Annotated in this window: 22 protein-coding genes; 14 read left to right on the top strand and 8 right to left on the bottom strand. The window is 71.3% G+C overall.

The window, feature by feature from the left end; translation table 11 throughout:
- Window positions 1-49 precede the first annotated feature (49 nt).
- Both fbaA and OG963_RS22200 read left to right on the top strand, forming a co-directional pair.
- Complete coding sequence (fbaA, locus tag OG963_RS22205) at window positions 50-1081, top strand: class II fructose-bisphosphate aldolase (RefSeq protein WP_030929325.1); 1032 nt, start codon at window positions 50-52, stop codon at window positions 1079-1081.
- 58 nt (window positions 1082-1139) lie between these two features.
- Entirely contained in the window at window positions 1140-2330 is a 1191-nt protein-coding gene (locus OG963_RS22200) for a MalY/PatB family protein (protein ID WP_371799372.1), read from the top strand.
- Window positions 2331-2382: 52 nt separating this feature from the next.
- Here OG963_RS22200 and OG963_RS22195 read toward each other — a convergent pair whose 3' ends face one another.
- Window positions 2383-3009: a hypothetical protein gene (locus OG963_RS22195; RefSeq protein ID WP_051878974.1), complete on the bottom strand. Its 627-nt coding sequence runs from the start codon at window positions 3007-3009 to the stop codon at window positions 2383-2385.
- A 133-nt stretch (window positions 3010-3142) separates the two neighbouring features.
- On the opposite strand from OG963_RS22195, the gene OG963_RS22190 reads away from it, so the two are divergent.
- The 8 genes from OG963_RS22190 to OG963_RS22155 all read left to right on the top strand — a co-directional run bounded on the left by OG963_RS22190 (window position 3143) and on the right by OG963_RS22155 (window position 11734).
- A complete protein-coding gene (locus OG963_RS22190) occupies window positions 3143-4660 on the top strand; it encodes an MFS transporter (protein WP_093773547.1) in 1518 nt (505 codons plus the stop codon).
- 57 nt (window positions 4661-4717) lie between these two features.
- Entirely contained in the window at window positions 4718-5131 is a 414-nt protein-coding gene (locus OG963_RS22185; RefSeq protein WP_030929332.1) for a DUF3151 domain-containing protein, read from the top strand.
- A gap of 160 nt (window positions 5132-5291) precedes the next feature.
- Complete coding sequence (locus OG963_RS22180; RefSeq protein ID WP_030929334.1) at window positions 5292-6140, top strand: tryptophan 2,3-dioxygenase family protein; 849 nt, start codon at window positions 5292-5294, stop codon at window positions 6138-6140.
- Window positions 6133-7371: a kynureninase gene (kynU, locus tag OG963_RS22175; protein ID WP_093773545.1), complete on the top strand. Its 1239-nt coding sequence runs from the start codon at window positions 6133-6135 to the stop codon at window positions 7369-7371. Before OG963_RS22180 ends, kynU begins: the two co-directional genes overlap by 8 nt.
- A gap of 108 nt (window positions 7372-7479) precedes the next feature.
- The gene (locus OG963_RS22170) at window positions 7480-8355 is read left to right on the top strand and encodes a S9 family peptidase (RefSeq protein ID WP_093931214.1); all 876 of its coding nucleotides are present in this window, start codon (window positions 7480-7482) and stop codon (window positions 8353-8355) included.
- 132 nt (window positions 8356-8487) lie between these two features.
- On the top strand, window positions 8488-9807 hold the full coding sequence (locus OG963_RS22165) for a sensor histidine kinase (protein ID WP_093773541.1): 1320 nt from the start codon (window positions 8488-8490) through the stop codon (window positions 9805-9807).
- Entirely contained in the window at window positions 9804-10466 is a 663-nt protein-coding gene (locus OG963_RS22160) for a response regulator transcription factor (protein WP_093773539.1), read from the top strand. The genes OG963_RS22165 and OG963_RS22160 overlap by 4 nt, the downstream gene beginning before the upstream one ends.
- A 38-nt stretch (window positions 10467-10504) precedes the next feature.
- Window positions 10505-11734: a cytochrome P450 gene (locus tag OG963_RS22155; RefSeq protein WP_371799371.1), complete on the top strand. Its 1230-nt coding sequence runs from the start codon at window positions 10505-10507 to the stop codon at window positions 11732-11734.
- A gap of 222 nt (window positions 11735-11956) precedes the next feature.
- Here the strand turns inward: OG963_RS22155 and OG963_RS22150 are convergent, their stop codons facing one another.
- Both OG963_RS22150 and OG963_RS22145 read right to left on the bottom strand, forming a co-directional pair.
- Window positions 11957-13555, bottom strand: a complete 1599-nt coding sequence (locus OG963_RS22150) for an ABC transporter permease (RefSeq protein ID WP_093931216.1) — start codon at window positions 13553-13555, stop codon at window positions 11957-11959.
- Window positions 13552-14472 carry an ABC transporter ATP-binding protein gene (locus OG963_RS22145; protein WP_030929350.1) on the bottom strand — a complete coding sequence of 307 codons (921 nt, stop codon included), beginning with the start codon at window positions 14470-14472 and terminating at the stop codon, window positions 13552-13554. The genes OG963_RS22150 and OG963_RS22145 overlap by 4 nt, the downstream gene beginning before the upstream one ends.
- Before the next feature lie 114 nt (window positions 14473-14586).
- Here OG963_RS22145 and OG963_RS22140 point away from each other — a divergent pair, with 114 nt between their 5' ends.
- Window positions 14587-15120: a GbsR/MarR family transcriptional regulator gene (locus OG963_RS22140; protein ID WP_030929353.1), complete on the top strand. Its 534-nt coding sequence runs from the start codon at window positions 14587-14589 to the stop codon at window positions 15118-15120.
- Window positions 15121-15166: 46 nt separating this feature from the next.
- Here OG963_RS22140 and OG963_RS22135 read toward each other — a convergent pair whose 3' ends face one another.
- The gene (locus OG963_RS22135) at window positions 15167-15439 is read right to left on the bottom strand and encodes a DUF1876 domain-containing protein (protein ID WP_030929356.1); all 273 of its coding nucleotides are present in this window, start codon (window positions 15437-15439) and stop codon (window positions 15167-15169) included.
- A 76-nt stretch (window positions 15440-15515) separates the two neighbouring features.
- Complete coding sequence (locus OG963_RS22130) at window positions 15516-16373, bottom strand: diacylglycerol kinase (RefSeq protein WP_093773531.1); 858 nt, start codon at window positions 16371-16373, stop codon at window positions 15516-15518.
- 186 nt (window positions 16374-16559) lie between these two features.
- Here OG963_RS22130 and OG963_RS22125 point away from each other — a divergent pair, with 186 nt between their 5' ends.
- A complete protein-coding gene (locus OG963_RS22125) occupies window positions 16560-17843 on the top strand; it encodes an adenylosuccinate synthase (protein ID WP_030929363.1) in 1284 nt (427 codons plus the stop codon).
- A gap of 58 nt (window positions 17844-17901) precedes the next feature.
- Here the strand turns inward: OG963_RS22125 and OG963_RS22120 are convergent, their stop codons facing one another.
- Window positions 17902-19431, bottom strand: coding sequence for a substrate-binding domain-containing protein (locus OG963_RS22120; protein ID WP_371800316.1), 1530 nt, complete (start codon window positions 19429-19431; stop codon window positions 17902-17904).
- A gap of 444 nt (window positions 19432-19875) precedes the next feature.
- Here OG963_RS22120 and OG963_RS22115 point away from each other — a divergent pair, with 444 nt between their 5' ends.
- Window positions 19876-20757, top strand: a complete 882-nt coding sequence (locus OG963_RS22115) for a glycoside hydrolase family 19 protein (protein ID WP_030929368.1) — start codon at window positions 19876-19878, stop codon at window positions 20755-20757.
- Between the two features lie 156 nt (window positions 20758-20913).
- Here OG963_RS22115 and dnaN read toward each other — a convergent pair whose 3' ends face one another.
- Window positions 20914-22050 (bottom strand): DNA polymerase III subunit beta, encoded by a 1137-nt coding sequence (dnaN, locus tag OG963_RS22110; protein ID WP_371799370.1) that lies wholly within the window; start codon window positions 22048-22050, stop codon window positions 20914-20916.
- A gap of 367 nt (window positions 22051-22417) precedes the next feature.
- On the opposite strand from dnaN, the gene OG963_RS22105 reads away from it, so the two are divergent.
- Window positions 22418-23869, top strand: coding sequence for a helix-turn-helix domain-containing protein (locus OG963_RS22105; RefSeq protein ID WP_319328172.1), 1452 nt, complete (start codon window positions 22418-22420; stop codon window positions 23867-23869).
- A 157-nt stretch (window positions 23870-24026) separates the two neighbouring features.
- On the opposite strand, the gene OG963_RS22100 is transcribed toward OG963_RS22105, so the two are convergent.
- Window positions 24027-25880, bottom strand: a complete 1854-nt coding sequence (locus OG963_RS22100; RefSeq protein WP_093773523.1) for a serine/threonine-protein kinase — start codon at window positions 25878-25880, stop codon at window positions 24027-24029.
- Window positions 25881-26055 lie beyond the last annotated feature (175 nt).

Below are 26055 nucleotides of genomic sequence, written 5' to 3'. Positions count from 1 at the left end.
AGGTCAGGGAACCAGCAACGCACACCCGCACATCCCAAGGAGCGGACAGATGCCCATCGCAACCCCCGAGGTCTACGCCGAGATGCTCGACCGGGCGAAGGCAGGCAAGTTCGCCTACCCGGCCATCAATGTGACGTCGACCCAGACCCTGCACGCTGCACTGCGCGGCTTCGCGGAGGCGGAGAGCGACGGCATCGTCCAGATCTCCACCGGTGGGGCGGAGTTCCTCGGCGGCCAGTACAACAAGGACATGGTCACGGGCGCCGTCGCCCTCGCCGAGTTCGCGCACATCGTCGCCGCCAAGTACGACGTCACGGTCGCGCTGCACACCGACCACTGCCCCAAGGACAAGCTGGACGGTTACGTACGTCCGCTGCTCGACATCTCCGCCGAGCGGGTCGCCAAGGGCCTGAACCCGCTGTTCCAGTCCCACATGTGGGACGGCTCGGCCGAGACCCTCGCCGACAACCTGGCCATCGGCCAGGAACTGCTGGCCAAGGCCGCCGCCGCGAAGATCATCCTCGAGGTCGAGATCACCCCGACCGGTGGCGAGGAGGACGGCGTCACCCACGAGATCAACGACGAGCTCTACACGACCGTCGACGACGCGCTGCGCACCGCCGAGGCGCTCGGCCTGGGCGAGAAGGGCCGCTACCTGCTGGCCGCCTCCTTCGGCAACGTGCACGGCGTCTACAAGCCGGGCAACGTCGTGCTCCGTCCCGAGCTCCTCAAGGACCTCCAGGAGGGCGTCGGCGCCAAGTACGGCAAGACAGCCGGCAGCCAGCCCTTCGATTTCGTCTTCCACGGCGGCTCCGGCTCCACCGAGCAGGAGATCGCCACCGCGCTGGAGAACGGCGTGGTGAAGATGAACCTCGACACCGACACCCAGTACGCCTTCACCCGCCCGATCGTGGACCACATGTTCCGCAACTACGACGGCGTGCTGAAGGTCGACGGCGAGGTCGGCAACAAGAAGGTCTACGACCCGCGCAGCTGGGGCAAGTCCGCCGAGGCGGGCATGGCCAAGCGCGTCACGGAGGCCTGCGCCAACCTGCGGTCCACCGGCACCAAGCTGAAGTAGTAGTAGGTACGAACGGCGGCCGTGGGCCCGGTACTCCCTGGGGTGCCGGGCCCACGGCATGTCCGTGAACGAGCACGAGGAGCCCACTGTGCAAGCGAACGCGCGCTATGACTTCGACACCGTCATCGACCGCAGGGGCACCTGGTGTGTCCAGTGGGACGGGGTCGCCGACCGGTTCGGTGTCGACGGGCTGCTCCCGTTCACCATCTCCGACATGGACTTCGAGACGGCCCCCGAGGTCCTGACCGCACTGCGGACCCGCCTCGACCACGGGGTGCTCGGCTACACCAGCTGGCAGCATGACGACTTCCGGTCGGCGATCGCGCACTGGTACGAGACCCGGTACGGCACCGAGCTGGACACCGGCCGACTGGTCTACGGCCCGTCCGTGCTCAGCCAGTTCTCGCAGCTCCTCCAGATGTGGACGGCCGAGGGCGACGGTGTGGTCGTCCACACCCCCACGTACGACGGCTTCCGCAAGGCGATCACCGGCCTCGGCCGCGAGCTGCGGGGCGTGCCGCTGGGAGACACCGGGGCGCTGGAACGGGAGCTGGCCCGCCCCGATGCGAAGGTGCTGGTGCTCTGCTCGCCGCACAACCCGACCGGCCGGGTGTGGACGGAGCCCGAGCTGGCCGGCATGGCCGCTCTGGCCGCGCGCCACGGGGTCGCGGTGATCAGTGACGAGATCCATGCGGACTTCGTGCACGACGGCCACCGGCATGTGCCGTGGACGAGGGTGGCCGGTGACGCCCGCTGGGCGGTGATCTCGTCCGCGTCCAAGTCCTTCAACTTCCCGGCGCTGACCGGCTCGTACGGCATCATCGGCGATCCGGCCGACCGGACGGAGTTCCTGCGCCGCATGGAAACGGCGGAGGGCCTGGCATCCCCGGCGGTGCTGTCGCTCACCGCGCACATAGCCGCGTACCGGCAGGGCGGGCCGTGGCTGGACGAGGTACGCGCGTACGTGGCCGGGAACCTGGCCCTGGTCGCGGAACGCCTGAACGCGGCGTCCCCCGAACTGTCCTGGCAGCCCCCGCAGGCCGGGTATCTGGCGTGGATCGATCTGCGCCCCCTGGGTGTGGACGACGAGGCCCTGCAGCGGGTGCTGATCGAGCGCGAGAAGGTCGCGATCATGCCGGGTGCGGTGTACGGGGCCGAGGGGTTCCTGCGGCTGAACGTGGGGTGCCCGCGGAGCAAGGTCGAGGCGGGCGTGGACGCGCTGGTGCGGGCGCTGGAGGCCGTGAGGTAGCGGACGGCCGCCCGGTGGCGAGGGGCGAACGCGTTCGCCGGGGAGCCGTGCGTCAGCCGAGCGGGGAAGCGTGTCCCGGCCGGCATCCGGACGGGACGCTGTTTCCGCTGATGTCGAAGTCCCCGCAGGTGAGAAAGACGTGGTTCAGCTGGCCGAGCCCGTAGGCGAGGGCGCCGACGACCACGACGACGCCGATGACCGCTCTCCGCTCGCGCGCGGAGAGCTCCGACTCCCCGAAGAGCAGAAGGTGCAGGAGCACCCAGACCAGCAGCGGGGTGCCGATGATGCTGAGGATGCCGCCCGCGAAGAAGAGAGTCTTGTCCGGCCAGCCGCCGTGGCGGGGCACCACGGCGGCGATGACGAGCCACACACTGGGCAGGGCCAGACACGCCCAGTACATCCAGCCGCGCCGCGGCCCGCGTTCGCGCAGCAGCAGGGCGGTCAGCATCACGGCGGTCGACACGGCCCAAAGGGTGAGCAGTTGGTCGTAGAAGACGACGTTGTAGGCGCCGAGCGTGAAGGCGGGCTGCCAGATCGCCAGTGCTCCGCCGCCGGCGATCACGGCGGTCCTCGGTACCACCTGGCCGATGACGGCGCTGCGGCTGAGGTGGGGGCCGAGGCCCGTGCCCGCGCCCGTGGCGGCACCCGCGCCTGCGGAGCCGGTCTCGTCGTCATCCATGGAATCCATCTCCGGAACCGGGACATTTCCGCACACATTACTCAGTGCTCACGCGCTGCGGGCGCGGGCGGCCGCGAGTGGGGCGGCCGGACCCGGACTGGCCGGAGTGCCCCGTAGCGGCGATGCTGCTCGCATGGGTGAGACACCGGCCGGTGAGATCCGTGCTGCCTCCGCACCCGGGCGCTGGGTCATCCTGACCACCGTCCTCGGGTCCAGCATGGCCCTGCTCGACTCCACCGTCATCAACGTCGCCCTGCCCCGTATCGGCAAGGACCTCGGCACCGATCTGGCCGCCCTGCAGTGGACCGTCAACGCCTACATGCTGACGCTCGCCGGGCTGATCCTTCTCGGAGGGGCACTCGGGGACCGGTACGGGCGGCGAAGGGTCTTCGTCGTGGGGGTGATCTGGTTCGCCACTGCCTCGTTGCTGTGCGGGATTGCGCCGAATGCCGCCGTTCTGATCGGTGCCCGCGCCCTCCAGGGGGTGGGCGGGGCACTCCTCACCCCCGGGTCGCTGGCGTTGATCCAGGCAAGTTTTCATCCGGACGACCGGGCGCGTGCCGTCGGGCTGTGGTCGGGTTTCGGCGGCGTGGGGGCCGCCGTCGGGCCGTTCGTCGGGGGGTGGCTCGTCGACGGCCCCGGGTGGCGGTGGGTGTTTCTGATCAATGTGCCGGTGGCCGCCGTCTGCGCGCCGGTCGCGCTGCGTCACGTACCCGAGTCGCGGGACCCGCAGGCACACGGGCGCTTCGACGTTCTGGGGGCCGTGCTCGGCGCACTGGCTCTTGCCCTGGTGACCTATGCGTTGATCGAGGCGCCCGGCCGGGGGGCGTCCGCCGCGGTGATCGGGGCGGCCGTGGGCGGGGTCCTGCTCGGGGTGGCGTTCGTGCAGCTGGAGCGGCGGCGGGCACACCCCATGCTGCCCCCGTCGGTGTTCGAGTCCCGGCAGTTCACCAGCGTCAATATCGTCACGCTCTGTGTGTACGCGGCGCTCGGCGGCTATTTCTTCCTCTCCGCCATCCTGCTCCAGGTCGTGGCCGGGTACTCCGCCCTCGGCGCCGGCACCGCCCTCCTTCCGACCACGGTGCTGATGCTGCTGTTCTCCGCCTCGTCGGGCGAGCTGGCGCAGCGCATCGGGCCCCGTATCCCGCTCACCGTCGGACCGCTGCTCGCCGCCGCCGGGATGCTGCTCATGCTGCGGATCGGGCCCGGTGACGCCTCCGTCTCCGGGTACGTGCAGCATGTGCTGCCCGCCGTCGCCGTGATCGGCCTGGGCCTGGTCACCCTGGTCGCGCCGCTCACCGCGACCGTCCTCGCCTCCGTCGACACCGCGCGGGCCGGACTGGCCAGCGGGATCAACAACGCGGCGGCCCGGGCGGCCGGGCTGATCGCCGTCGCCGCGCTGCCGCTGCTGGCCGGGATGGGCCCGGAGGCGTACCGCGACGCGGGTGAGTTCGCGGCGGCCTTCAAGCGGGCCATGCCGATGTGTGCCGGCCTGATGGTGCTGGGTTCGGTGATCGCCTGGGCGACCGTACGGACACCGCCCGTGGTCCGGAAGGGCAAGGCGCGTCCCGAATGCACCGTGCACTGCAACGTCGCGGCGCCTCCGCTGGAGCCCGTGCGGGACGAGAACGGGGAACCCGGCCGGACCTGACCGGTCCGAGGACGCCCGGCTACCCCCGGCGCGCATGTGCCAGGCACACTTGAACCCATGTCCATCCACGAGAACCTGCTCGGGGGACCTCCCCCGACCCACCTGCCCGACGACCCCGAGCCGCGCGAGCTCCTCGCGAACGGCACAGCCCCGGCCGATGTCGCCGCGAAGTACCCGACCTCTTCGCTGGCCTGGGCGCAGCTCGCCGACGAGGCGTTCGAGGGCGGCCGTGTCGTCGAGTCGTACGCCTACGCCCGCACCGGCTACCACCGTGGCCTCGACGCACTGCGCAGGGCCGGCTGGAAGGGCCACGGGCCCGTACCGTTCGAGCACGAGCCGAACCGTGGCTTCCTTCGCGCCCTGCACGCCCTCGCGCGCGCGGCTCAGTCGATCGGTGAGCAGGAGGAGTACGAGCGCTGCTCGACGTTCCTCCGCGACTCGTCGCCGACCGCCGCCGAGATCCTCGGTTAGGACCTCCGGGACGGTGTCACAGGCCCTGCAGACGTACCGCCGTCTGCGGGGCCTGCACGTTTCCCCGGGGTCCGCTTAGGATGCGGGCAGGGGACCGGAGCTCCATCACCTCACGGAAGGGGCGGACCGCTACCCGGAAGCTCGTGTCGAGGAGACAGAAATGTCGACGATCCACCCCGACCCCGAAGCCACCGGTGCGGACACCCCGCACCTGGACTTCGCGGGAACGACTCCGTACGAGGACTATGTCCAGGCGGATGTCCTGACCCACCTCCAGCACCTTCGCTCCGACGACCCGGGCGAGATGGTCTTCCTGGTCACCACCCAGGTCATGGAGCTGTGGTTCACGGTCATCGTCCATGAGTGGGAGACCGCCGCGCACGCCCTGCGCCAGGACCGGCTGACGGTCGCGCGCGATGCGCTGAAGCGGTCGGTACGGGAACTGGAGGCGCTCAACGCGTCCTGGACGCCGCTCGCCCAGCTCACCCCCGCCCAGTTCAACTCCTACCGTGGCGCACTCGGCGAGGGCTCCGGCTTCCAGTCGGCGATGTACCGGCGGATGGAGTTCCTGCTCGGCGACAAGTCCGCGTCCATGCTCGTACCGCACCGGGGCGCGCCCCGCGTCCACGCCGAGCTGGAGAAGGCGCTCGCCGAGCCGAGCCTGTACGACGAGGTGCTCGCCCTGCTCGCCCGGCGCGGCCACGGGGTGCCCCAGTCCGTTCTCGGTCGCGACCTGACGCAGAAGTACGAGCCGTCCCCCGAGGTCGAGGCCGTCTGGGCGGAGATCTACGCCGACCCCGAGCGGTACGACGACCTCGTCCGGCTCGGCGAGGCGCTCACCGACGTCGGCGAACTGGTGTGGCGCTGGCGCAACGACCACCTCGTCGCCACCCGGCGCGCGATGGGCTCGAAGACCGGCACCGGCGGCTCCGCCGGGGTCGCGTGGCTGGAGAAGCGGGCCACGAAGAACGTGTTCCCCGAGCTGTGGACGGCGCGCAGCCATGTCTGAGGCCTTCGCCGCGCGGGCCGCGGCACTCGACACCGCCGACGAACTCGCTGATCTGCGCAAGCTGTTCACCCTCGACGACGGGGTGTACCTCGACGGCAACTCGCTCGGCGCCCTGCCGCGGCACGTACCCGCCCGGATGCAGGAGGTCCTCACCCGCGAGTGGGGCGAGCTGCGGATCCGGTCCTGGGACGAGAGCGGCTGGTGGACCGCGCCCGAGCGGATCGGTGACCGGATAGCACCGCTCGTCGGGGCCGCCGCCGGGCAGATCGTCGTCGGTGACTCCACCAGCGTGAACGTCTTCAAGGCCGTCGTCGCCGCGAGCCGGCTGGCGCCGGAGGGGCGCGACGAGATCCTCGTCGATGCGACGACGTTTCCCACGGACGGGTACATGGCCGAGTCCGCCGCCCGGATGACCGGGCACCGGCTCGTCCCCGTCGCACCCGGGGACGTGTCGACCGCGGTCGGGCCCCGTACCGCGGTCGCCCTGCTCAACCACGTCGACTTCCGCACCGGCCGGCTGCACGACCTGCCCGGCCTCACCGCCACCGTGCAGGCGGCGGGCGGCCTCGCCGTCTGGGACCTGTGCCACAGCGCGGGCGCGCTGCCCGTGGGCCTGGACGGGCACGGGGTGGACCTGGCGGTCGGCTGTACGTACAAGTACCTGAACGGCGGCCCGGGTTCGCCCGCGTACCTGTACGTCGCCGAGCGGCATCAGGCGGCCTTCGACTCGCCGCTGCCGGGGTGGACGTCGCACGCCGACCCGTTCGCGATGGATCCCGGATACGCGCCCGCGGACGGTTCCGTACGCGGCCGGGTCGGAACCCCCGACATCCTGTCCATGCTGGCGCTCGAAGCGGCGCTGGACGTGTGGGACGGGGTGACGGTCGACGCGGTGCGGGCCAAGTCGCTGGCCCTGACGGACTTCTTCCTGGAGTGCGTCGGGGCGTATGCGCCGGAGGGTGTGGTCGTTCCGGTCACGCCGCAGGCACATGCGGAGCGCGGCAGCCAGGTGTCGTTGCGGTGCGTGGACGCGGGGGTCACCGAGCCGGTGATGCGTGCGCTGATCGCGCGGGGCGTGGTCGGGGACCTGCGGCGGCCGGATGTGCTGAGGTTCGGGTTCACCCCGCTCTACGTGGGATTCGCGGATGTCGAGCGGGCTGCGCGGGTGCTGGGTGAGGTGCTGAGCGAGGTGTCGGGCAGGGCGCTCGACGGGGTGCTCGGCGAGGTGTGACGCCTGCCGCGTCCCCACGGTGAACCCCGTGGGGACGCGGTACCGCGTGCTGATACCGTCCCCGCTGGTCAGGCCAGTTGGGCACCTCTGTCGGATGGTTGGAGCACCATGTCGGATTCCGCCGCGCGTGATCGGGACGCAGTCGAGACCGAGTCGGCCTTCTCGCATCCGGCCGTCGCCCCCGACGCCTCGGCCGCCTACGGCGACCATCCCGACCAGGTGATCGACTTCTACGCCCCGCGCGACGGGCGGGCCGGGGCGCCCGTCGTGGTCGTCCTGCACGGTGGTGCGTGGCGGGGGCCGTACGACCGGCGCCATGTGACGCCGTTCGCGGACTTCCTGGCCCGGCGCGGGTTCGCCGTCGCCAACGTCGAGTACCGGCGTGGCAGCGAGCTTCCGCAGCAGCGGGGTTCGGGTCCGGTCGCGGGCCGTTGGCCGGAGACCTTCGACGATGTCGCCGCGGCGATGGACGCGCTGCCCGGTCTGCTGGCCGTCGCGCTTCCGGACGCCGATGCGCGACGGATCGTCGTGACCGGGCATTCCGCGGGCGGCCAGCTGGCGCTGTGGGCCGCGGCCCGGCACGTACTGCCGCAGGGGTCGCCGTGGCGGCTCGCCGCGGCGCCGCCGCTGCGCGGGGTCGTCGCCCTCGCGCCGATCGCCGACTTCGCCACGGCGGTGGAGCTGGATGTCTGCTCCGGCGCGGTGGGTCAACTCCTCGGGCGGGAAGCGGACTTCGCCGCGCGGAGCCCGTACGCCGATCCGGCCGCGCTGCTGCCGACCGGGATCGCCACCGCGGTCGTGCAGGGACGCACCGATCTGACCGTGCCGCACGCGGTCGCCGAGGCGTTCGTGGACGCGGCGGCCAAGGCGGGCGAGACGGTGGGGCTGACACTGCTGGAGGAGGTCGGGCACTTCCCGTTGATCGATCCGGCGGCGGACGCGTGTGCGGTGGTGGCGGAGGAGATCGCCCAGCTGGCGTGGTGACACGGGACGCGGGAGGCATCCGGCAGTCGCATTCGTCGCCGATTTCCCGGCTTCGGTAGTCCTTGCGACGGATGCCGCGGGATCCGTATCACTGCTGACGACGTCGCGGGCCCGGCCGCCTACCTTGGGAGCGTGACCGAGACCACCAAGACCAGAAGCCCCGAGTTCCGGCTGGCCGCAGGGGCGATAGGCGGCCTGCGGCAGGACCTCTTCCATGATGCGTTCGCCTACCGTCCGCTGGCGCCCATGCGGACCGACGGGGCGCTGACCCGGCGGCTGTCCGAGCGGATGCGCGCGCGGGCCGCCCGGACGCCGCACGCACTGGTCGGGCTGGCCGCGCTGATCACGGCCCTCATAGGCCTCGGCGCGGCGGACGGCCCCGGGCCCTGGTCCGGGTTCGAGATCGTTCTGGCCGGGCTGCTCCCGGCACTGACCGTCGCTATGACGCTGTTCCGGCCGGTCGGCGCGTTCTGGATGTCGATGGCGCTCACTCCGGTGACAGCAGTGATCACCGGCGGCGACTGGCCGTGGGTGCCGAGCATGTTCTTCTCGCACCTGGTGGTGCTCGTCGTGGTCGCCGCCCGGACCCGGCCGCGTACCGCCGCCTGGATGTGGGTCCTGACCGTGGTGCTCGGCACCTTCCTGGAGAACGTCGGCTGGCACTACTCGTCGACCACCGGGCCCATGGCCGTGGCCTCCGCGTTCGCCCTGCTCGTGGTGACCGTCGTGCAGACCCGTCGGGAGGCGGAGCGTGAGGTGACCGTGCAGCGCACCGTCACCGCCGTGGAGCGCGACCGGCGCACACTGCTGGAGGAGCGCACCACCATCGCCCGCGAGCTGCACGACGTGGTCGCCCATCACATGTCGGTCGTCGCGATCCAGGCCGAGGCCGCCCCGTACCGGGTGGAGAACCCTCCGCCCGAGCTGGAGCAGGCCTTCGTAACCATCCGGGAGAACGCCGTCGCCGCCCTCACCGAACTGCGCCGCGTCCTCGGCGTCGTACGGGCCGAGGACTACGAGGCGCCGGACGCCCCGCAGCCCACCCTCGCCCAGCTGGACGGACTGCTCGCCAATGTGGCGGACGCGGGCCTGGTGGCGGAGAAGACCGTCACCGGTGCGGTACGCGAACTGCCGCAGGGCGTCGAGCTGTCGGCGTACCGGATCATCCAGGAAGCCCTCAGCAACACGTTGCGGCACGCGCCCGGCGCCACCGCCAAGGTCGAGATCGGCTATGTGCTCGGCGGGCTCGGACTGCGGGTCGTCAACGGGCCGCCGACCGGCCCGGTGAAGCCCTCGCCGGGGGCCGGGCACGGCATCACGGGGATGCGGGAGCGGGTCGCCATGCTGAACGGCGAGATGACCGCCGAGACGACCGGGGACGGCGGGTACGAGATCGCCGTGTTCATCCCTGTAGCCCTGGCCCAGGAACCGACGCAGAGCGAGACCTCATGAACGACATCCGTGTCCTGATCGTCGACGACCAGATGATGGTCCGGGAGGGCTTCTCGGTGCTCCTGGGGGCGATGCCGGGCATCGAGGTCGTCGGCGAGGCCGTCGACGGCCGGCAGGCGATCGCCCAGGCCGCCGCGCTCCGGCCCGACGTGGTGCTGATGGACATCCGGATGCCGGAGCTCAACGGCATCGAGGCGACCCGTGAGATCGTCACGAACGACGCGGACGCCAAGGTGCTCGTGCTGACCACGTTCGACCTCGACGAGTACGTGTACCAGGCACTGCGCGCCGGCGCGTCCGGGTTCCTGCTGAAGGACGCCTCCGCCCGCCAGCTCGCCGACGGGGTACGGGTGGTGGCGGCCGGGGAGGCGCTGCTGGCACCGACCGTCACAAAGCGGCTGATCACCGAGTTCTCCCGGCTCGCGGGGGCTCCCCGGCCGCCCGCGCTCGCCCGGATCGGCGATCTGACGGAGCGCGAGACGGAGGTGCTCGTCCTGATCGCGCAGGGCCTGTCGAACGCGGAGATCGCCTCACATCTGGTGGTCGCCGAGTCCACCATCAAGACGCATGTGAGCCGCATCCTGGTGAAGCTCGGGCTGCGGGACCGTACCCAGGCGGCGGTGTTCGCGTACGAGGCGAGGCTGGTCACCCCGGCCTGAGCCGCCCCACCGGCGGGCCGGGCGGTTAGCGTCCTTCCATGCACCCGTCTCCGCAACCCGAGTCCGCCGCTTCGTTCGATCCCTGGTCGCCGGTGTTCGTCGCCGACCCGTACCCCGCCTACGCCGCACTGCGGGCCACCGGCCGGGTGCACCGGTTCGAGCCCACGGACCAGTGGCTCGTCCCGCACCACGCCGATGTGTCGGCGCTGCTGCGGGACCGGCGCCTGGGCCGCACCTATCTGCACCGCTTCACCCACGAGGAGTTCGGCCGCACGCCGCCGCCCGCCGCGTACGAGCCCTTCACCACCCTCAACGGGCAGGGGCTCCTCGACCTGGAGGCCCCCGACCACACCCGGATCCGGCGCCTGGTCTCCAAGGCGTTCACGCCGCGTACGGTGGAGCGGCTCGTCCCGACGGTACGGCGGCTGGCCGCCGAGCTGGTCGACGACTTCGTCGAGGCGGGCGGCGGCGACCTGCTCACCGCGGTAGCCGAACCGCTGCCCGTCGCCGTCATCGCCGAGATGCTGGGCATCCCCGCGTCCGACCGCGCTCCGTTGCGGCCCTGGTCGGCGGCGATCTGCGGGATGTTCGAACTGAACCCGTCCGAGGAGACCGCGAGCGCCGCCGTTCGCGCCTCGGAGGAGTTCTCCGCCCATCTGCGGGAGCTGATCGCGGAGCGCCGCAGGAACCCCGGTACGGATCTGATCTCCGCGCTCATCGCCGCGCACGACGAGGGGGAGCGGCTGAGCGAGCAGGAGATGGTCTCCACCTGTGTGCTCCTGCTGAACGCGGGCCACGAGGCGACGGTCAACACGACCGTGAACGGCTGGTGGACGCTGTTGCGCCACCCCGAGCAGCTGGCGGCCCTGCGTGCCGACCACGGGCTGCTGCCCACGGCAGTCGAGGAGTTGCTGCGGTACGACACTCCGTTGCAGATGTTCGAGCGCTGGGTCCTCGACGACATCGAGATCGACGGCACGGTGATTCCGCGGGGTTCGGAGGTGGCGCTGCTGTTCGGGTCGGCGAACCGGGACCCGGAGCGGTTTGTGGACCCGGAGACGCTGGACCTGACCCGCCGGGAGAATCCGCACGTCTCGTTCGGCGCCGGCATCCACTTCTGCCTGGGCGCGCCGCTCGCCCGGGTGGAACTCTCGGCCTCCTTCGGCGAGTTGCTGCGCCGGGCGCCCGGGATGCGGCTGGCGGCCGAGCCGGAGTGGAACCCGGGTTACGTGATCAGGGGCGTGAAGGAGCTGCGCGTGGAGCTGTGACGGGAAGCCGCCGGGCGCGCCCCGCACACGGGGCCCGGTCTCTCCAGGACGCCGAAGGCGGTGCGCGCAGGCAGGACCAGGGCACAGGGGAGGGCGCGGCCCCACTTCCCTCCAGGAGGCGGCGCCCCGTCCCCGGAAGAGTTCCGTCCTTCCGGGGCCGGGCCGCATGGCGGTTCGGCCGTCCCGGCGGTTCGGCCGGACCCGGTTCGGCCGGTCCGTCGCTCAGGTCAGGAGGTCGCGCCGCCGCAACGCCGCCAGTCCCGCGCCCGTCAGCGCCACCGCCATCGCGGTGAGCAGCAGCACCGGAGCCCACTGCATCTCGGTGCCCGGCAGCTTCGGCAGGTGGCCGAAGGGTGACAGGTTCATCACCGACTGGGGCAGGTCGAGCGCCGGGCCGATCCACCCGATCAACAGGCAAGCTCCCACCACACCCCATGCCGCGGGAGCCGCTTTGGGGAGCGCTCCGTACAGCAGGACCGCCAGACCGCCGAGGAGCCAGATCGCGGGCACCTGGACCAGCGCGGCCCCGAGCACCGCACCGAACTCGTTGCCGTATCCGACGGCCAGACCGAGCCCGCCGACCAGCATGATGGCGATCGCGCCGCCGAACGCGGTCATCAGGTGCCCGGCTGCCCACCGCAACCGCCCGAGGCGGTTCGCGAGCAGCGGTTCGGCGCGCTGCGAGGTCTCCTCGCCGTGCAGGCGCAGGATCGATGCCACCACGTACAGCGCGGCCATCATCCCCAGCATCCCGACCATCGTGGCCAGGAAGGCCTGGGTCATGCCCTCCTGTCCGCCCATCCGCGCGAAGATCTCCTTGGCCTGCTCGTTGTCACCCACCAGGTCGGCCGCACCCTCGGCCATGCCGCCGAAGACGACGCCCGCGACAGCGAAGCCCGCGGTCCAGCCGAACAGTGTGCCGCGCTGCAGCCGCCAGGCCAGGCCCCCTGCGGTGGCGAGCCGGCCCTCGGCCGGGCCCGGACGTGCGGGGAGGAAGCCCATGCCGATGTCGCGCCGCGCGGTGAGTGTGTACGCGGCCGCGGCCTGAGCCGCGATCGCCGCCACGAAGAGCAGCAGCACCCACCAGCGCTCGCCGGCGTACGGCCGCATGTTCTCGGCCCAGCCGATCGGCGACAGCCAGGTCAGCACGGACGACCCGTCGTTCACACCGGAGTCTCCGGCCGCCCGAAGCAGGAAGGCGAGGCCGAGCACGCCGCCCGTCATGCCCTTGGCGAGCCGCGCGCTCTCGGTGAGCTGCGCGACGATCGCCGCCATGGTGGCGAAGAGCATTCCGGTCGCGCCGACGGCGAGCCCGAGCGCCAGTGCTCCTGTGCCACCCTGTGCGGCGAGGCCGCCCGTGATGAACAAGGTGACCAGCCCGTTGGCGACGAGGGCGGTGACCAGTGCCGATGTCAGCGGGGCGCGCCGCCCCACCATGGCCGAGGAGAGCAGTTCCTGACGGCCCGTCTCCTCCTCCTCGCGGGTGTGCCGGATGACGATGATCAGGCTCATCACGGCGGCCAGCGTGGCGGCGAAGACGCCGAACCGCCAGGCCACCAGACCTCCGATCGAGTCACCGAAGACCGGTCCGTACATGGAGCGCAGGGAGCTGTTCGCGCTCATGGACGCGGCGACCTCGGCGCGCGCGGCCGGAGTGTCGTAGAGCTGCTCGATCGACGAGCCGCCGCTGACGACCATCAGGGTGAGCACGAGGACCCACACCGGAAGCATGATGCGGTCCCGGCGCAGAGCGAGCCTGAACAGCGGGTTGGTGCCGGTGAGTTGGCCGGCGTCGCCGCGTACCGCGAGTCCCGCAGTCATCGCGACATCGCCTCTTCCGCGACCGTGGCCGCATCGTCCTGGTAGTGCCGGAGGAACAGCTCCTCCAGGGTGGGCGGGGTGCTGGTCAGCGACCGTACTCCCGAGGTGGTGAGCGAACGCAGCACGGCGTCCAGCTTGTCGGTGTCCACCTGGAGCCGGACCCGCCTGCCCTGGACGTCGAGGTCATGGACGCCGGGCAACTGGGCGAGCCCGTTCGGCGCGGCGGCCAGTTCGGCGGTGACGCTGGTACGGGTCAGGTGGCGCAGGTCCGCGAGGGACCCGGTCTCGACCGTGACGCCCCTGCGGATGATGCTGACGCGGTCGCAGAGTGTCTCGATCTCGCTCAGGATGTGCGAGGAGAGCAGTACGGTCTGGCCGCGTTCGCGGGCGGCCTCCCGCACGTAGTCCGTGAAGACCTCCTCCATCAGCGGGTCGAGCCCGGAGGTCGGCTCGTCCAGGATCAGCAGGTCGACGTCGGATGCGAGTGCGGCGACCAGGGCGACCTTCTGGCGGTTGCCCTTGGAGTACGTCCGCCCCTTCTTGGTGGGGTCCAGTTCGAACCGCTCGACGAGGTCGGCGCGCCGCTGTGTGTCGAGGCCGCCGCGCAGCCTCCCGTACAGGTCGATCACCTCGCCGCCGGAGAGGTTGCGCCACAGGGTGACGTCACCGGGGACGTACGCCACCCGGCGGTGCAGTTCGACCGCGTCCTTCCACGGGTCCCGGCCGAGCAGTTGGGCGGCGCCGGAGTCGGCCCGCAGCAGGCCCAGCAGGATCCGGATGGTGGTGGACTTCCCGGAACCGTTGGGCCCGAGGAAGCCATGGACCTCACCGGTCTCGACCGCGAGGTCGAGGCCGTCCAGTGCGTGCGTCCGCCCGAACGACTTGTGCAGTCCGGCCACGGTGATTGCCTTCGTCATGTTTCTGAACGTACGCTACTTTCACAAAGTTGTGAAGTTAAGGAAACGTATAAAGTCGAGGTGTGGTCCGGGGCCGGGGAACCCCGCCGGAATTCCAGGGGAGACGATGGGGCGATGAGTAGCGAAACCGGCGCAGTCGGGCGTGGGCGCGAACCCGGGCGCGAGCCCGAGCAGGGCCGCGACGAGGAGGCCGTGTCACGGTTCGTGGAGCGCTTCGCGGCCGAGATGACCGAGGCGGGCATGCAGCGGATGGCGTCCCGCGTCTTCGCCGCGCTGCTGGCGGACGACGACGGCTCCATGACCTCGGCGGAGCTCAGCGAGCAGCTGCAGATCAGCCCGGCGGCGGTATCCGGGGCGATCAACTACCTCACCCAGGTCAGCATGGTCGGCCGGGAGCGCGACCCCGGCTCCCGCCGGGACCGCTACCGTCTGCACAACGAGATCTGGTACGCCACCTTCGCCAGTCGCGACCAGGTCCTGACCCGCTGGGAGCGCACCCTCAGGGAAGGCGCGCGCACCCTTGGCCAGGACACGCCTGCCGGTGCGCGGCTCACGGAGACGGCGGAGTTCTTCGAGTTCCTGCAGACGGAGCTGGTCGGCCTGATGGACCGCTGGCGCGATTACCGCAAGAAGTTCGACCTCCCGTAACGGAACGGCTGGGGACGGAGCGCCGCCCCCTGAGCGCTGGGCCGGCTCAGGCCAGCGGGTGCGACGTCCGGCCGGACGCCTCGTCGATCTCGTCGTGCGCCTTGGTCAGGAGGTTCATCGCGAGCTCGTTCATCGCTCTGGCTCCTGCGATCTCCTCGCCGACTCTCGGCTGCTGGGTGTCGGAAGGGTGGCGGCTGGCGTATCCGTGCGCGCGTACCTCGTTGCCATCAGGGAGCCGTACGAGAGCGGCGGCGCGGGTGCGGTGGTTGTCTTCCTCGAATTCCAGCTCGATGTGCCATCCGACAGCGGTCTTCATCATGACCATCACCTCCGGGACCTGTTACCAGAGTGCGCCCGTTCCCGCGCCCGCGCACGGTCGGCCCCCGACCGTGGAGCTACCCCTCGGCCACCGGAAGCATCAGCCCCCACGCGCCCGCCCGCACCGTCCAGGTCCGCGTCCGGACCGGGCCGGCGACCTGGGTGTCCGCCCGGTAGCGGAAGTCCGCGCCGGAGACCGTGACCGCCTTGGCCTCCGCCGTCAGCGCTTCTCCCCTCGCGGTGTGGACGACCACGTCCGCGAGACCTCCGCCGCCGCCCTGCGAGGTCACCGTCACCGATTCGACCGGGCTGTCCAGATCGTTCAGCACCACCCCGTCCGTCTCGACCCGCAGTCGGTGGGTGCGAGGTGCGGCGGGTGTGGTGGGCGGGGCGGGACGCACCAGGGTGCGCACCAGGGAGCGGCAGGTGTCCCAGACCGCCGTGACGCCCGTGTGCGCGGCCGCAGAGCCCGGCGCGGCGGGCGGGGCGGGGATGCGCAGGGCGCCCAGGACGACGCCGTCGCTGTCGTCGGCCAGCAGGTCGAGGCGGTGTACGGCACCGTCCAGAGCGGCACGTGCCGCGGCCACCGAGCCCATCGGCACGCCGAGCGAACGCGCGAGTTCCAGCATTGCCTCCGAGCCCACCGGAACGAGCGCGAGCGCCTCACCGGCCAGCTCCCTGTCCCGGTGCAGCAGCGTCACGGCGCGCAGCAGTGTCCGGTCGTCGCCGACGACCACCGGACGCCGACTGCCCCGGCGGGACAAGGCCCGCGCGAATTCCTCCGGCCCGTCCGGGAGGCAGATTTTCGCGTGCGAGCCCGCGCTCAGCACGTCCTTCGCGATACGGACGGACTCGCCGTCGGTCCGGCGGGCGACCGGGTCGATCACCACCAGCAGTTGGTGCGCACCGTTGCCGGGGGGCTGGGCAGCCGACACCTCGGTCCTTCCTCGGGTAGCATCTTGGTGCAAGAGCCCCTTGCGCTATTGCGCCAGGGGCTTCGTCTATTCCGGGGCACCCGGTTCGACGGTTCAGGCTTCGTCGTACATCGTCGTACGGCGTGTACGACGTTTACGTACGCCCCCTGACCTTGGACATGCCCCGCCCGGAAGGGGTGTACGCCTGTGCCCGCACTTGTGCTGCTCGGTGCTCAGTGGGGTGACGAGGGCAAGGGAAAGGCCACCGACCTCCTCGGTGGATCCGTGGACTATGTGGTGCGTTACCAGGGCGGCAACAATGCCGGCCACACGGTGGTCGTCGGTGACCAGAAGTACGCACTTCATCTCCTCCCCTCCGGAATCCTTTCACCGGGGTGTACCCCGGTCATCGGTAACGGTGTCGTCGTCGACCCGGCCGTCCTGCTCTCCGAGCTGAGTGGGCTGAACGACCGCGGCGTGGACACGTCCAAGCTGCTGATCAGCGGTAACGCCCATTTGATCACCCCGTACAACGTCACGATCGACAAGGTGACGGAACGGTTCCTCGGGAAGCGCAAGATCGGCACGACCGGCCGCGGCATCGGCCCGACGTACGCCGACAAGATCAACCGGGTCGGCATCCGCGTCCAGGACCTCTACGACGAGTCGATCCTGGAGCAGAAGGTCGAAGCAGCGCTGGAGCAGAAGAACCAGCTCCTCGCCAAGGTCTTCAACCGGCGCGCCATCGAGGCCGGGAAGATCGTCGAGGAGATGCTCCAGTACGCGGATCAGATCAAGCCGTACGTCGCCGACACCACGCTGATCCTGAACGACGCCATCGACGCGGGCAAGGTCGTCCTCTTCGAGGGCGGTCAGGGCACGCTGCTCGACGTCGACCACGGCACGTACCCCTTCGTCACCTCCTCGAACCCGACCGCGGGCGGCGCCTGCACCGGTTCCGGCGTGGGCCCGACGAAGATCAGCCGGGTCATCGGCATCCTCAAGGCGTACACCACGCGCGTCGGCGCCGGCCCGTTCCCGACGGAGCTGCTCGACGAGGACGGCGAGGCACTGCGCCGGATCGGTGGCGAGCGCGGTGTCACCACCGGCCGTGACCGCCGCTGCGGCTGGTTCGACGCGGTGATCGCTCGGTACGCGACCCGGGTCAACGGTCTCACCGACTTCTTCCTCACCAAGCTGGACGTGCTGACCGGCTGGGAGCAGATCCCGGTGTGCGTCGCGTACGAGATCGACGGCAAGCGGGTCGAGGAACTCCCGTACAGCCAGACCGACTTCCACCACGCGAAGCCGGTCTACGAGATGCTGCCGGGCTGGTCCGAGGACATCACGAAGGCCAAGACCTTCGGCGATCTGCCGAAGAACGCGCAGGCGTACGTGAAGGCGCTGGAGGACATGTCCGGCGCCCCGATCTCCGCGATCGGTGTCGGCCCCGGCCGTACCGAGACGATCGAGATCAACTCGTTCCTGTAGGAAGGGACAACGCGGAGGGGGGCCGGGGCGGCTGTCGCCCCGGCCCCCCTCCGCGCTTTCACTCCTCCCCGCAGATCCGCAGCCCCTTCGGCGTCGCGCACGGCAGATGTCCGTGTGTACGGATGACGTCCTGGCCGTTGCCGCGGCTCAGATAGCCAAGGAAGCTGGAGGTCAGCGAGTCGGCGGGTGGCTGGCCGTACGTGTAGGCGTACTCGATCTCCCGGTACGGGTAGCTGCTGGAGCCGATCGTGTCGACGGACGGGACGGTGGAGTCGATGGCGAGCTGGTGCGCCCCCTTCAGGGCGGTTCCGGCGCGCAGTTCGCTGTAGCCGATCGCGCCGTCGAGCCGGCCGACGGTGGCCAGGACCTGGTCGGTGGAGTCGAGTTCGCAGCGGATGACCCGGGCCGCGGCGTCGTCCTTGGTGGCACAGTCGCGGGACGACTGGGCGGGTTCGTTGTGGCCGAGGACGCGACGCTGGAAGACCTCGCGGGTGCCGGAGTTGGCGTCCCTGCTGACCAGGAGTACGGGCAGGTCGGGTCCGCCGAGCACCTTCCAGTTGCGGATGTCGCCCCGGTAGATCTTCCGGACGGTGGCCAGGGAGAGGTTCTTGACGGGCACCCGGTCGTTGACGACCAGGCGGAAGAGCGAGACCGCGACCCTGTTCTCGCGCAGCTGCGGATAGCCGTCCGGTTTCGGGCCGTCGGAGAGGGCGATCAGTGCGGGGGAGCCGGACCTCCCGGCATCGGCGCCCCGGTCGGCGAGCTCCCGTATCCCCGCGTTGCTGCCGTGCGCGTCGACGGTGACGGTGGACCCCTCGCACTCCTTCTCGTACTTCCGCGCCAGTTCCCGCACGACCGGTTCGAAGGCGGTGGAGCCGGTCACCGTCAGGGTGCCCCGGGCGCAGCCGATCGGGGGCGGGGTGTCGTCGCGGACCAGGATGATCGAGGCAAGGGTGATGACGCAGACGGTCAGTGCCACGGTGATGAGCCGGGCGGCCCGGCCGAACATCGGGGGCTTGTCGTCGGGGCGGGCGGCGGTGTTCGGTGTCACCTCGCCGTCCCGGATGCCGCCGGTGATCCTGATGGGGCTTCCCACGTGCGAGCCGGTGAGCAGCACCAGCAGCTTGAAGTGCTCGCCCCGGTTGAGGGGGACGCGCGGCAGCCGGATGAGCCGGCCGCTGTTGCGCATCCCGCCCGCCGGGGTGAAGTGCTCCATCAGATGGTCGGCGCCGGGTGCCTGGGTGACTGCGATGCCGCGTACGGTGCGGCCGGTGAACTCCACGGTCAGTCCGTGCAGTTCACGACCCGTGTAGTCGTTGTCGGCGATGGACTGTGAGCCGTCGTTCTCGACGCGCAGCAGGACGAGCGTGGCATCGGCCATGTCGGGGGTCTCGCTGAAGAGCCCGAGCCGGACATTGGCCCGGCCCTCGCTGACGTCGCTGCCGATCGGGGTGTCCATCTGGACCCGGTAGCCGATGCGCTTGCGGCGGGGGACGCGGCGCTCGTACCAGAGCACTCCGACGGAGGCCAGGACACCCAGCACGGCGGTGCACACGGCCACGATGTTCTCGGCGCTGAACCACTCCACGGGCTTCCTCGCGCTCCCCTCGTCGAACGCGTGCATGCGGGCACCACCGGTCCCCGGTCCGGTCACCGTATGTGCGCGGTACGGGAGTCGGGGCGGTCGGCCGGATCCTTTCGGCTGACGTTCGCCTGCCGTTCGCGCAGCGGCCGGGTCCGGCGGGCCGGCCGGTCCGTCGTTCCGCATGCTGGACGGAACCGGAGGTTTTTCGTTCGGGTCCGACCGCCTGTCCGCCCCTTGATCCGGATGAACTCCTTCCGGAATTACTCCTGTTGAGGGCCGTCCCGGCGCGGCGCATTCGCTGCGGACGCGCTCTGTGGCGCGTCTTAGGAAAGATTTCACGCGCTGGTCTAGACCTTGACAGGTACAGACCAGCGACGCTTGAGTGACGGTCACCCCCCATGGCGGTGCACCGACGAGTTCGGTGCACCGCGCCGAAGGAGTGATCACATGATGCGACGTGTCATGGGCATGCTGGCCACGCTGGGCGCGGTCGTCGCGATGCTCGTCGTCCTCCCCGCCTCCACCGCGTCGGCGGCCGCGTGCGCGGCGCCCTGGAACGCCTCGTCCGTCTACACGGGCGGCGGAGCGGCCTCGTACAACGGGCACAACTGGACCGCGAAGTGGTGGACCCAGAACGAGCGGCCGGGCAGTTCCGACGTCTGGGCGGACCAGGGCAGCTGCGGTGGCGGAACGGATCCGGGCACCCCGTCGGGATTCGTCGTCAGCGAGGCGCAGTTCAACCAGATGTTCCCGAGCCGGAACCCGTTCTACACGTACAGCGGACTGACCGCGGCCCTGAGCGCCTACCCGGGCTTCGCCAACACCGGAAGCGACACGGTCAAGCGTCAGGAGGCGGCGGCGTTCCTCGCCAACGTGAGCCATGAGACGGGCGGACTGGTGTACGTGGTCGAGCAGAACACGGCCAACTACCCGCACTACTGCGACACCGGCCAGCCGTACGGCTGCCCGGCCGGACAGTCCGCGTACTACGGCCGCGGCCCGATCCAGCTCAGCTGGAACTTCAACTACAAGGCAGCGGGCGACGCGCTCGGCATCGACCTGCTCGGCAACCCTTACCTGGTCGAGCAGAACGCGTCCGTGGCCTGGAAGACGGGTCTTTGGTACTGGAACACCCAGAACGGTCCGGGCACCATGACCGCCCACAACGCGATGGTCAACGGCGCCGGCTTCGGCGAGACGATCCGCTCCATCAACGGCTCGCTGGAGTGCAACGGCGGCAATCCCGCCCAGGTCCAGAGCCGCATCGACCGGTACCAGGCCTTCGTACAGATCCTCGGCACCACCCCCGGCTCGAACCTGAGCTGCTGATCCGCCGCTGAATCGACCTGTCGATCCACAGCCTGTGGATCCCTCCGCCCGACGGGGGCGTGTCCGGCCACGGCCCGGACACGCCCCCGCTCCGGTTTTCGGGGAGGGTTCGCCGGAGGTTCCGGTTCCACGAGTCCGGGCGCTGCCTCGCCGGCCTCAGACCAGCGGCTTCACCGACATCAACAGGTGTCGGTGCGTCGGACGAGGTGCGGCGCCCTGGTCGGACGCCGTGCTCTCCTCGTCCGTCCGGCCGGTGATCATGGCGCGTTGGCCGGGGCCCATCAGGGCGAACTGGACGACCGGTGCGTCGAACGAGGCCAGGGCGTCCATGAGGTACGAGGGGTTGAACGCGACCGTCAGCTCGTCGGCACCCTCCAGGACGGCAGGCAGCCGCTGGGACGCGACATCGTCCTCGTACCCGGCCTGAAGCAGCACCGAGTCGCCGGAGAAGGCCAGTTGGAGCGGGCTGTCGCCGTCCGCCACCACCGCGACGCGCTTGACCGCCTCGACCAGGGGCGCCCGGTCCGTCACCGCGGTCGTCGGGTCCGCCATCGCGAACAGCTTGTCGTGCCGGGGGAGCCGGCCGTCCAGGAGCCGGACCGTGGTGCGCATTCCGGCGAGTTCGAAGCCGGCCGATCCGGCGTCCAGGGCGACGTCGATCATGCCGGAGCGGCCGAATGAGCGGGCGATCTCCGTCAGGCGCCGGGCCGACACCACCACATCGGCCGAGACATCCGCCGTCGCCGGCTTCCATGCGAGCGTGCGCACCGCGAAGCGGTACCGATCGGTGGCGGCCAGCGTCATCGTGTCGCCGTCGAGTCCGACCCTGATCCCGGTGAGGGTCGGCAGTGTGTCGTCGCGACCCGCGGCCACCGCCACATGGGCGACGGCCGCGGCGAACTCCTCCGAGTCCACCGCCCCGAGCACCCCGGGCAGCGGCGGCAGCGCCGGATAGTCGTCCAGCGGCAGCACCGACAGCCCGAACCGGGCGCCGCCGCCGGTCACCGAGAACCGTGAACCCTCCACCGCGCACACCACCGGACTTTCCGGCAGCACGCGGCACACGTCGAGCAGCCGTCTCCCCATGACCAGCACCCGCCCGGCCCGCACGGTCTCCGCCTCGACCTCGATGCAGGCGGACGCCTCGTAGTCGAGGCCGGAGATCCGCAGCCGGCCGCTGTCCGCCTCCAGCAGCAGCCCGCCGAGCACCGGCACGGGCGAGCGAGTGGGCAGCACGCGGGCCGCCCAGGCCACGGCATCGGTCAGTGCACTGCGATCGATACGGAATTCCATGGCGGGGCGCCCTTCTCCGTCGGTCCAGGTGTCGACCCGACGTTAGGCGGTGCCACTGACAATCGGCCCAGGACCGGTGCGGCCGACGACAGCGACCACCCCCGTGGGTCGCTGCCGCCGCGCCTCCCCGTCGTCCCCCGGGTCCGAGGCGGCCGCGTGTTCCCCCGACGGCCCCCGGAACACGTTCGGACTCTAGGACTGCGGGTAGACGGGCAGGGAGATTCAATTCGCACTGTGTGGGCGTTACAGGGGTATCAGTTCGCACAGTCAAACCGGTACGCTGCACTCCGCTTTTCGGCGGGGTGCGGGACGAGGAAGGAGCGAGGGACCGGTGCGAGCAGGGGAACGTGCCGACGACGTGCTGCGGATGCACCGCCTGGCCCGCGCCGGCGGCTCACCGGAGCTGCTGCGCTGGGTGTCGGGGCGGGCCGGCGGCTGGGCCGGTCTGCTCGACAGTGACGGCACCGTACTGCGCGGTGTGGCCCGCACCCCGGACTTCTCGAGCGCCTCGGCCCTCGCGCTGGCCACCGAGGGGGTGAAGGAGCTGACAGCCCTCCGCGGCCGCTCCTTCGCTCTCGACAAGGGCCCGGACACGGCCCTGCTGCTTCCTCTCGACGGCACTCCCGACGCCCCCGCACCGATCCTCGCCGTCGTCGCCCGCCGGCCGCTGCCGGACGGACTGGCCACGCTTCTCGCCGACGTGGCGATGCCCCTGACCGTGTGCTGGGCAGCAGAGACGGTCGAACGCAAGCGCCGCCGCGTCGACCTCGCCGAGTCCCGCGGCCGGGAAGCGGTGCTGCATCTGCTGATGACCGGCCAGCTCTCCATCGCCCATCAGGTGGCGGGCGCGCTGAAACCCACGCTGCCGGACCCCGTCCAGGTCTGCGTGGTGCAGTGCTCGGGCGGCCGACGGGACGAGGTGGCGCGGGTGTGCGCGGACATCTCCGGCGGACGGTCCTGGATCGTGCGGTGCCCGGTGTACGCACGCCACCTGATCCTCATCGTGCCCGCCGGGCCGGACGGCGCCGATCCGCGACTCGGCCTCGACGTCGCCGCCGTGGTGGACGACTGTGTCGTGGGCGCGAGCGAGGACGTGCCGCTGAGCGACACGGCGACCGGATACCGGCAGGCGTTCCACGCCCTGGCCGTGGCGCGCGGAATGCCCGCGCGGCACGCCCGGTTCGGCTCGGCACCGGAACCGGCCCTGGTCGTCGGCGAGGCGGGCGCGCAATGGGCGGACACCCTGCTGGCCCCGCTGCTCACCCATCTGCCACGACGCAGCCAGGACCCGGGCAGCCAGGAGCTCGCGGCAACCCTTTCCTCCTGGCTGGCGTTCTCGTCGCACGCGACGCAGCACCTGAAGATCCACCGCAACACCCTGGCCGCACGGCTGCGGTTGATCGGCGAGCTGCTCGGCCTGGACCTCCACCGGGTCGCCGATCAGGCGGCGCTCGACCTGGCCCTGCGCATCCGGGCCGTACCCGCGCGCGCCGCCCGGCCCACGGAGCCGGCGCCGGCCGGCGCGCTGGACGAGATCCTGCGGTGTCCCGCCGTCGGGCAGTGGGCGGCCGAGCAGCTGCGCCCACTCGCCGGGACCGGTGCGGCGGCCGAGACCACTCTGCGCACCTGGCTGAAGTGCGAGACCCAACTCGGGCCGACCGCAGCCGCTTTGGGTATCTCCGTGCCGGGCATCCGCAAACGCCTCACACGGCTCGAAGCCGTGCTCCAACGCTCGCTGCTCCAAACCCCCAGCGCACGCTACGACTTGTGGCTGGCGTTCCACGCGCTGGACGTCGCGGACGGCACCGAGACCGGGTGAGGACCGCCGCGCAGTCGGCCCCGGTGCGCCACGCCTACGGACAGCACCGCGGGGCCGGGCACCCGCCCCGCAGCCGGCCCTGTCGCCCGGGCACTTCGTGAGGCGGAAGTACCTCCAGGCGCCGTAGGCGGTGGAGTTCGGCCCGGTCCGACGGGGGTCAGTCGCGCTTCGTGTACGTGAGCTGCTCGCCGGTCTCCGTGTTCTCGCGGCGCAGGGTGCCGTCGGGGAGCAGGGTGAGTGTGGTGGCCTTGCCCGGGGTGCAGGACGACATGGGTTCGCCGAGCGTCACCGTGGAAGGACCGATGTGGATCGGTCCGTCGGGGGAGGGCTCGGAGGTCAGGTCCGCCTGGAAGACGCAGCGGTAGGTGCCACCGCTGTCGACGGGACCCTCCGCGGTGAGGGTGAGGACGGCCTGGCCCACCTTGCCCTGCTGGATGACGAGTTCGCGGGTGGAGTGGCCCGCGGCGTTGTCGATGGTGCCGGACCAGGTGCCGAGGTAGGCCTCGGGGATGGGGCCGTCGCCGTCCTTCGACTCGTCGCCGGGGGACGGGCCGGTGGAGGACGGGGAGCCGTCGGGGGTGGGGGAGTCCGACGGGTCGGACGAGGCGGAGGGGGATGCGGTGGGCGACGCGGCGGGCTTCTTGCCGTCGTCGCTCATGAGCGCGTACACCGAGCCGCCGGCGCCGATCGCGACGAGCACCGCGACCGCGACGAGCGCGATGGTCGACCCCGTGCTGCGTCGCGTCGGCGCGGGCTGGGCGCCGGTGGGGTGGAGCGGGCCGTACGGGGGCGTGGGGCCGAAGCCCGGGTGCTGCTGCGGATAGCCGTAGCCCTGACCGGGATGCGGTTGGGCGGGCAGCTGCGGGTAGCCGTACCCGGGGGCGGGATGGCCGGGCGGCATGGGCCCGGGTGGCGGTCCGAACCCAGGGATCGCGTGCGGGGCCGGGGCCGGCGCGGGGGGCTGGGTGCCGATCACCGTGGGGAGCGCGTGGACCGCGCCGGGCGACCGGGCCGGCGGAGGCTGTGGATCGCCCGCGGGTGGCACCGCGTCCTGCGGTCCCGCGGCCGCCGACTCCTCCGGGTCCTCCGAGTCCAGCAACTCCACCGCATGGCGCCCCAGTTGGGCGATCAGTGCGCCCGGCAGCCACGGTTCGGCCGTCTCGCCCTCCACCAGCCGTTCCAGGATCGCGTCCGTGGTCGGCCGGTCGGCCGGGTCCTTGCGGAGGCAGTCCCGGACCAGGTCGACCAGGTCCACCGGGACCCCGGTCAGGTCCGGCTCCTCCTGTGCGATCCGGAAGAGGAGGGCATGGACCTCGTTGTCCGCTCCACTGAACGGAAGCCGCCCCGTCGACGCGTACGCCAGCACCGAGCCGAGGCAGAACACATCGCACGCCGCGGTCACCCGCTCACCCCGTACCTGCTCCGGCGCCATGAACCCAGGCGATCCGATCAGCGAGCCGGTGCGGGTGAGACCCGCGTCGGTGACGGTGTCGAGCGCCCGGGCTATACCGAAGTCGATGACCCGGGGACCGTCGATCGTCAGCAGGATGTTGGACGGCTTCAGGTCCCGGTGGATGAGGCCGGCGGAGTGGATGGACCGGAGTGCGTGGGCCAGCCCGGCACCCAGGATGCGGACCGAACGCTCGGGCAGCGGACCGTACGCCCCCGGGCCCGGGGGCGCCGTGGCGCCCACGCGACCGGAGACGGTGGCCTGGAGGGAAGGCCCGGCGACGTACCCGGTCGCGACCCACGGCACCGCGGCCTCGGTGTCGGCGTCGAGCACCGGGGCCGTCCAGGCCGACCCGACCCGGCGGGCGGCCCGCACCTCCTGACGGAAGCGGTCGCGGAACTCCTGTTGTTCGGCGAGCTCCCTGCGTACGAGCTTGATCGCGACCGTACGGCCGCGATCGGAGCGGGCCAGATAGACCTGCCCCATGCCGCCCGCGCCCAGCCGCCCCAGCAGGCGGTATGCGCCGATGCGTTGCGGATCCCCGGAGCCGAGCTCGTCCATGGTGTGCAGTCCTTCCCCCTCCGGCGACACACCGCCGATGCGGCACGAGAATAGCGTCCGGCGGAGGACCGGGCCGGGACACCGCGAGCCGCCGACCCGACACCCTGCCCACCAAACCGCCCCACGCCATACAAGATGGCCATGTCGAGCCGCTCACCGCACGACCTACGCTCGC

Origin of the sequence: Streptomyces sp. NBC_01707 (assembly GCF_041438805.1) — a bacterium.
Lineage (GTDB): Bacteria > Actinomycetota > Actinomycetes > Streptomycetales > Streptomycetaceae > Streptomyces.
The sequence above is the reverse complement of the archived record's forward strand: the minus strand, read 5'-3'. Positions and strand labels throughout refer to the sequence as shown.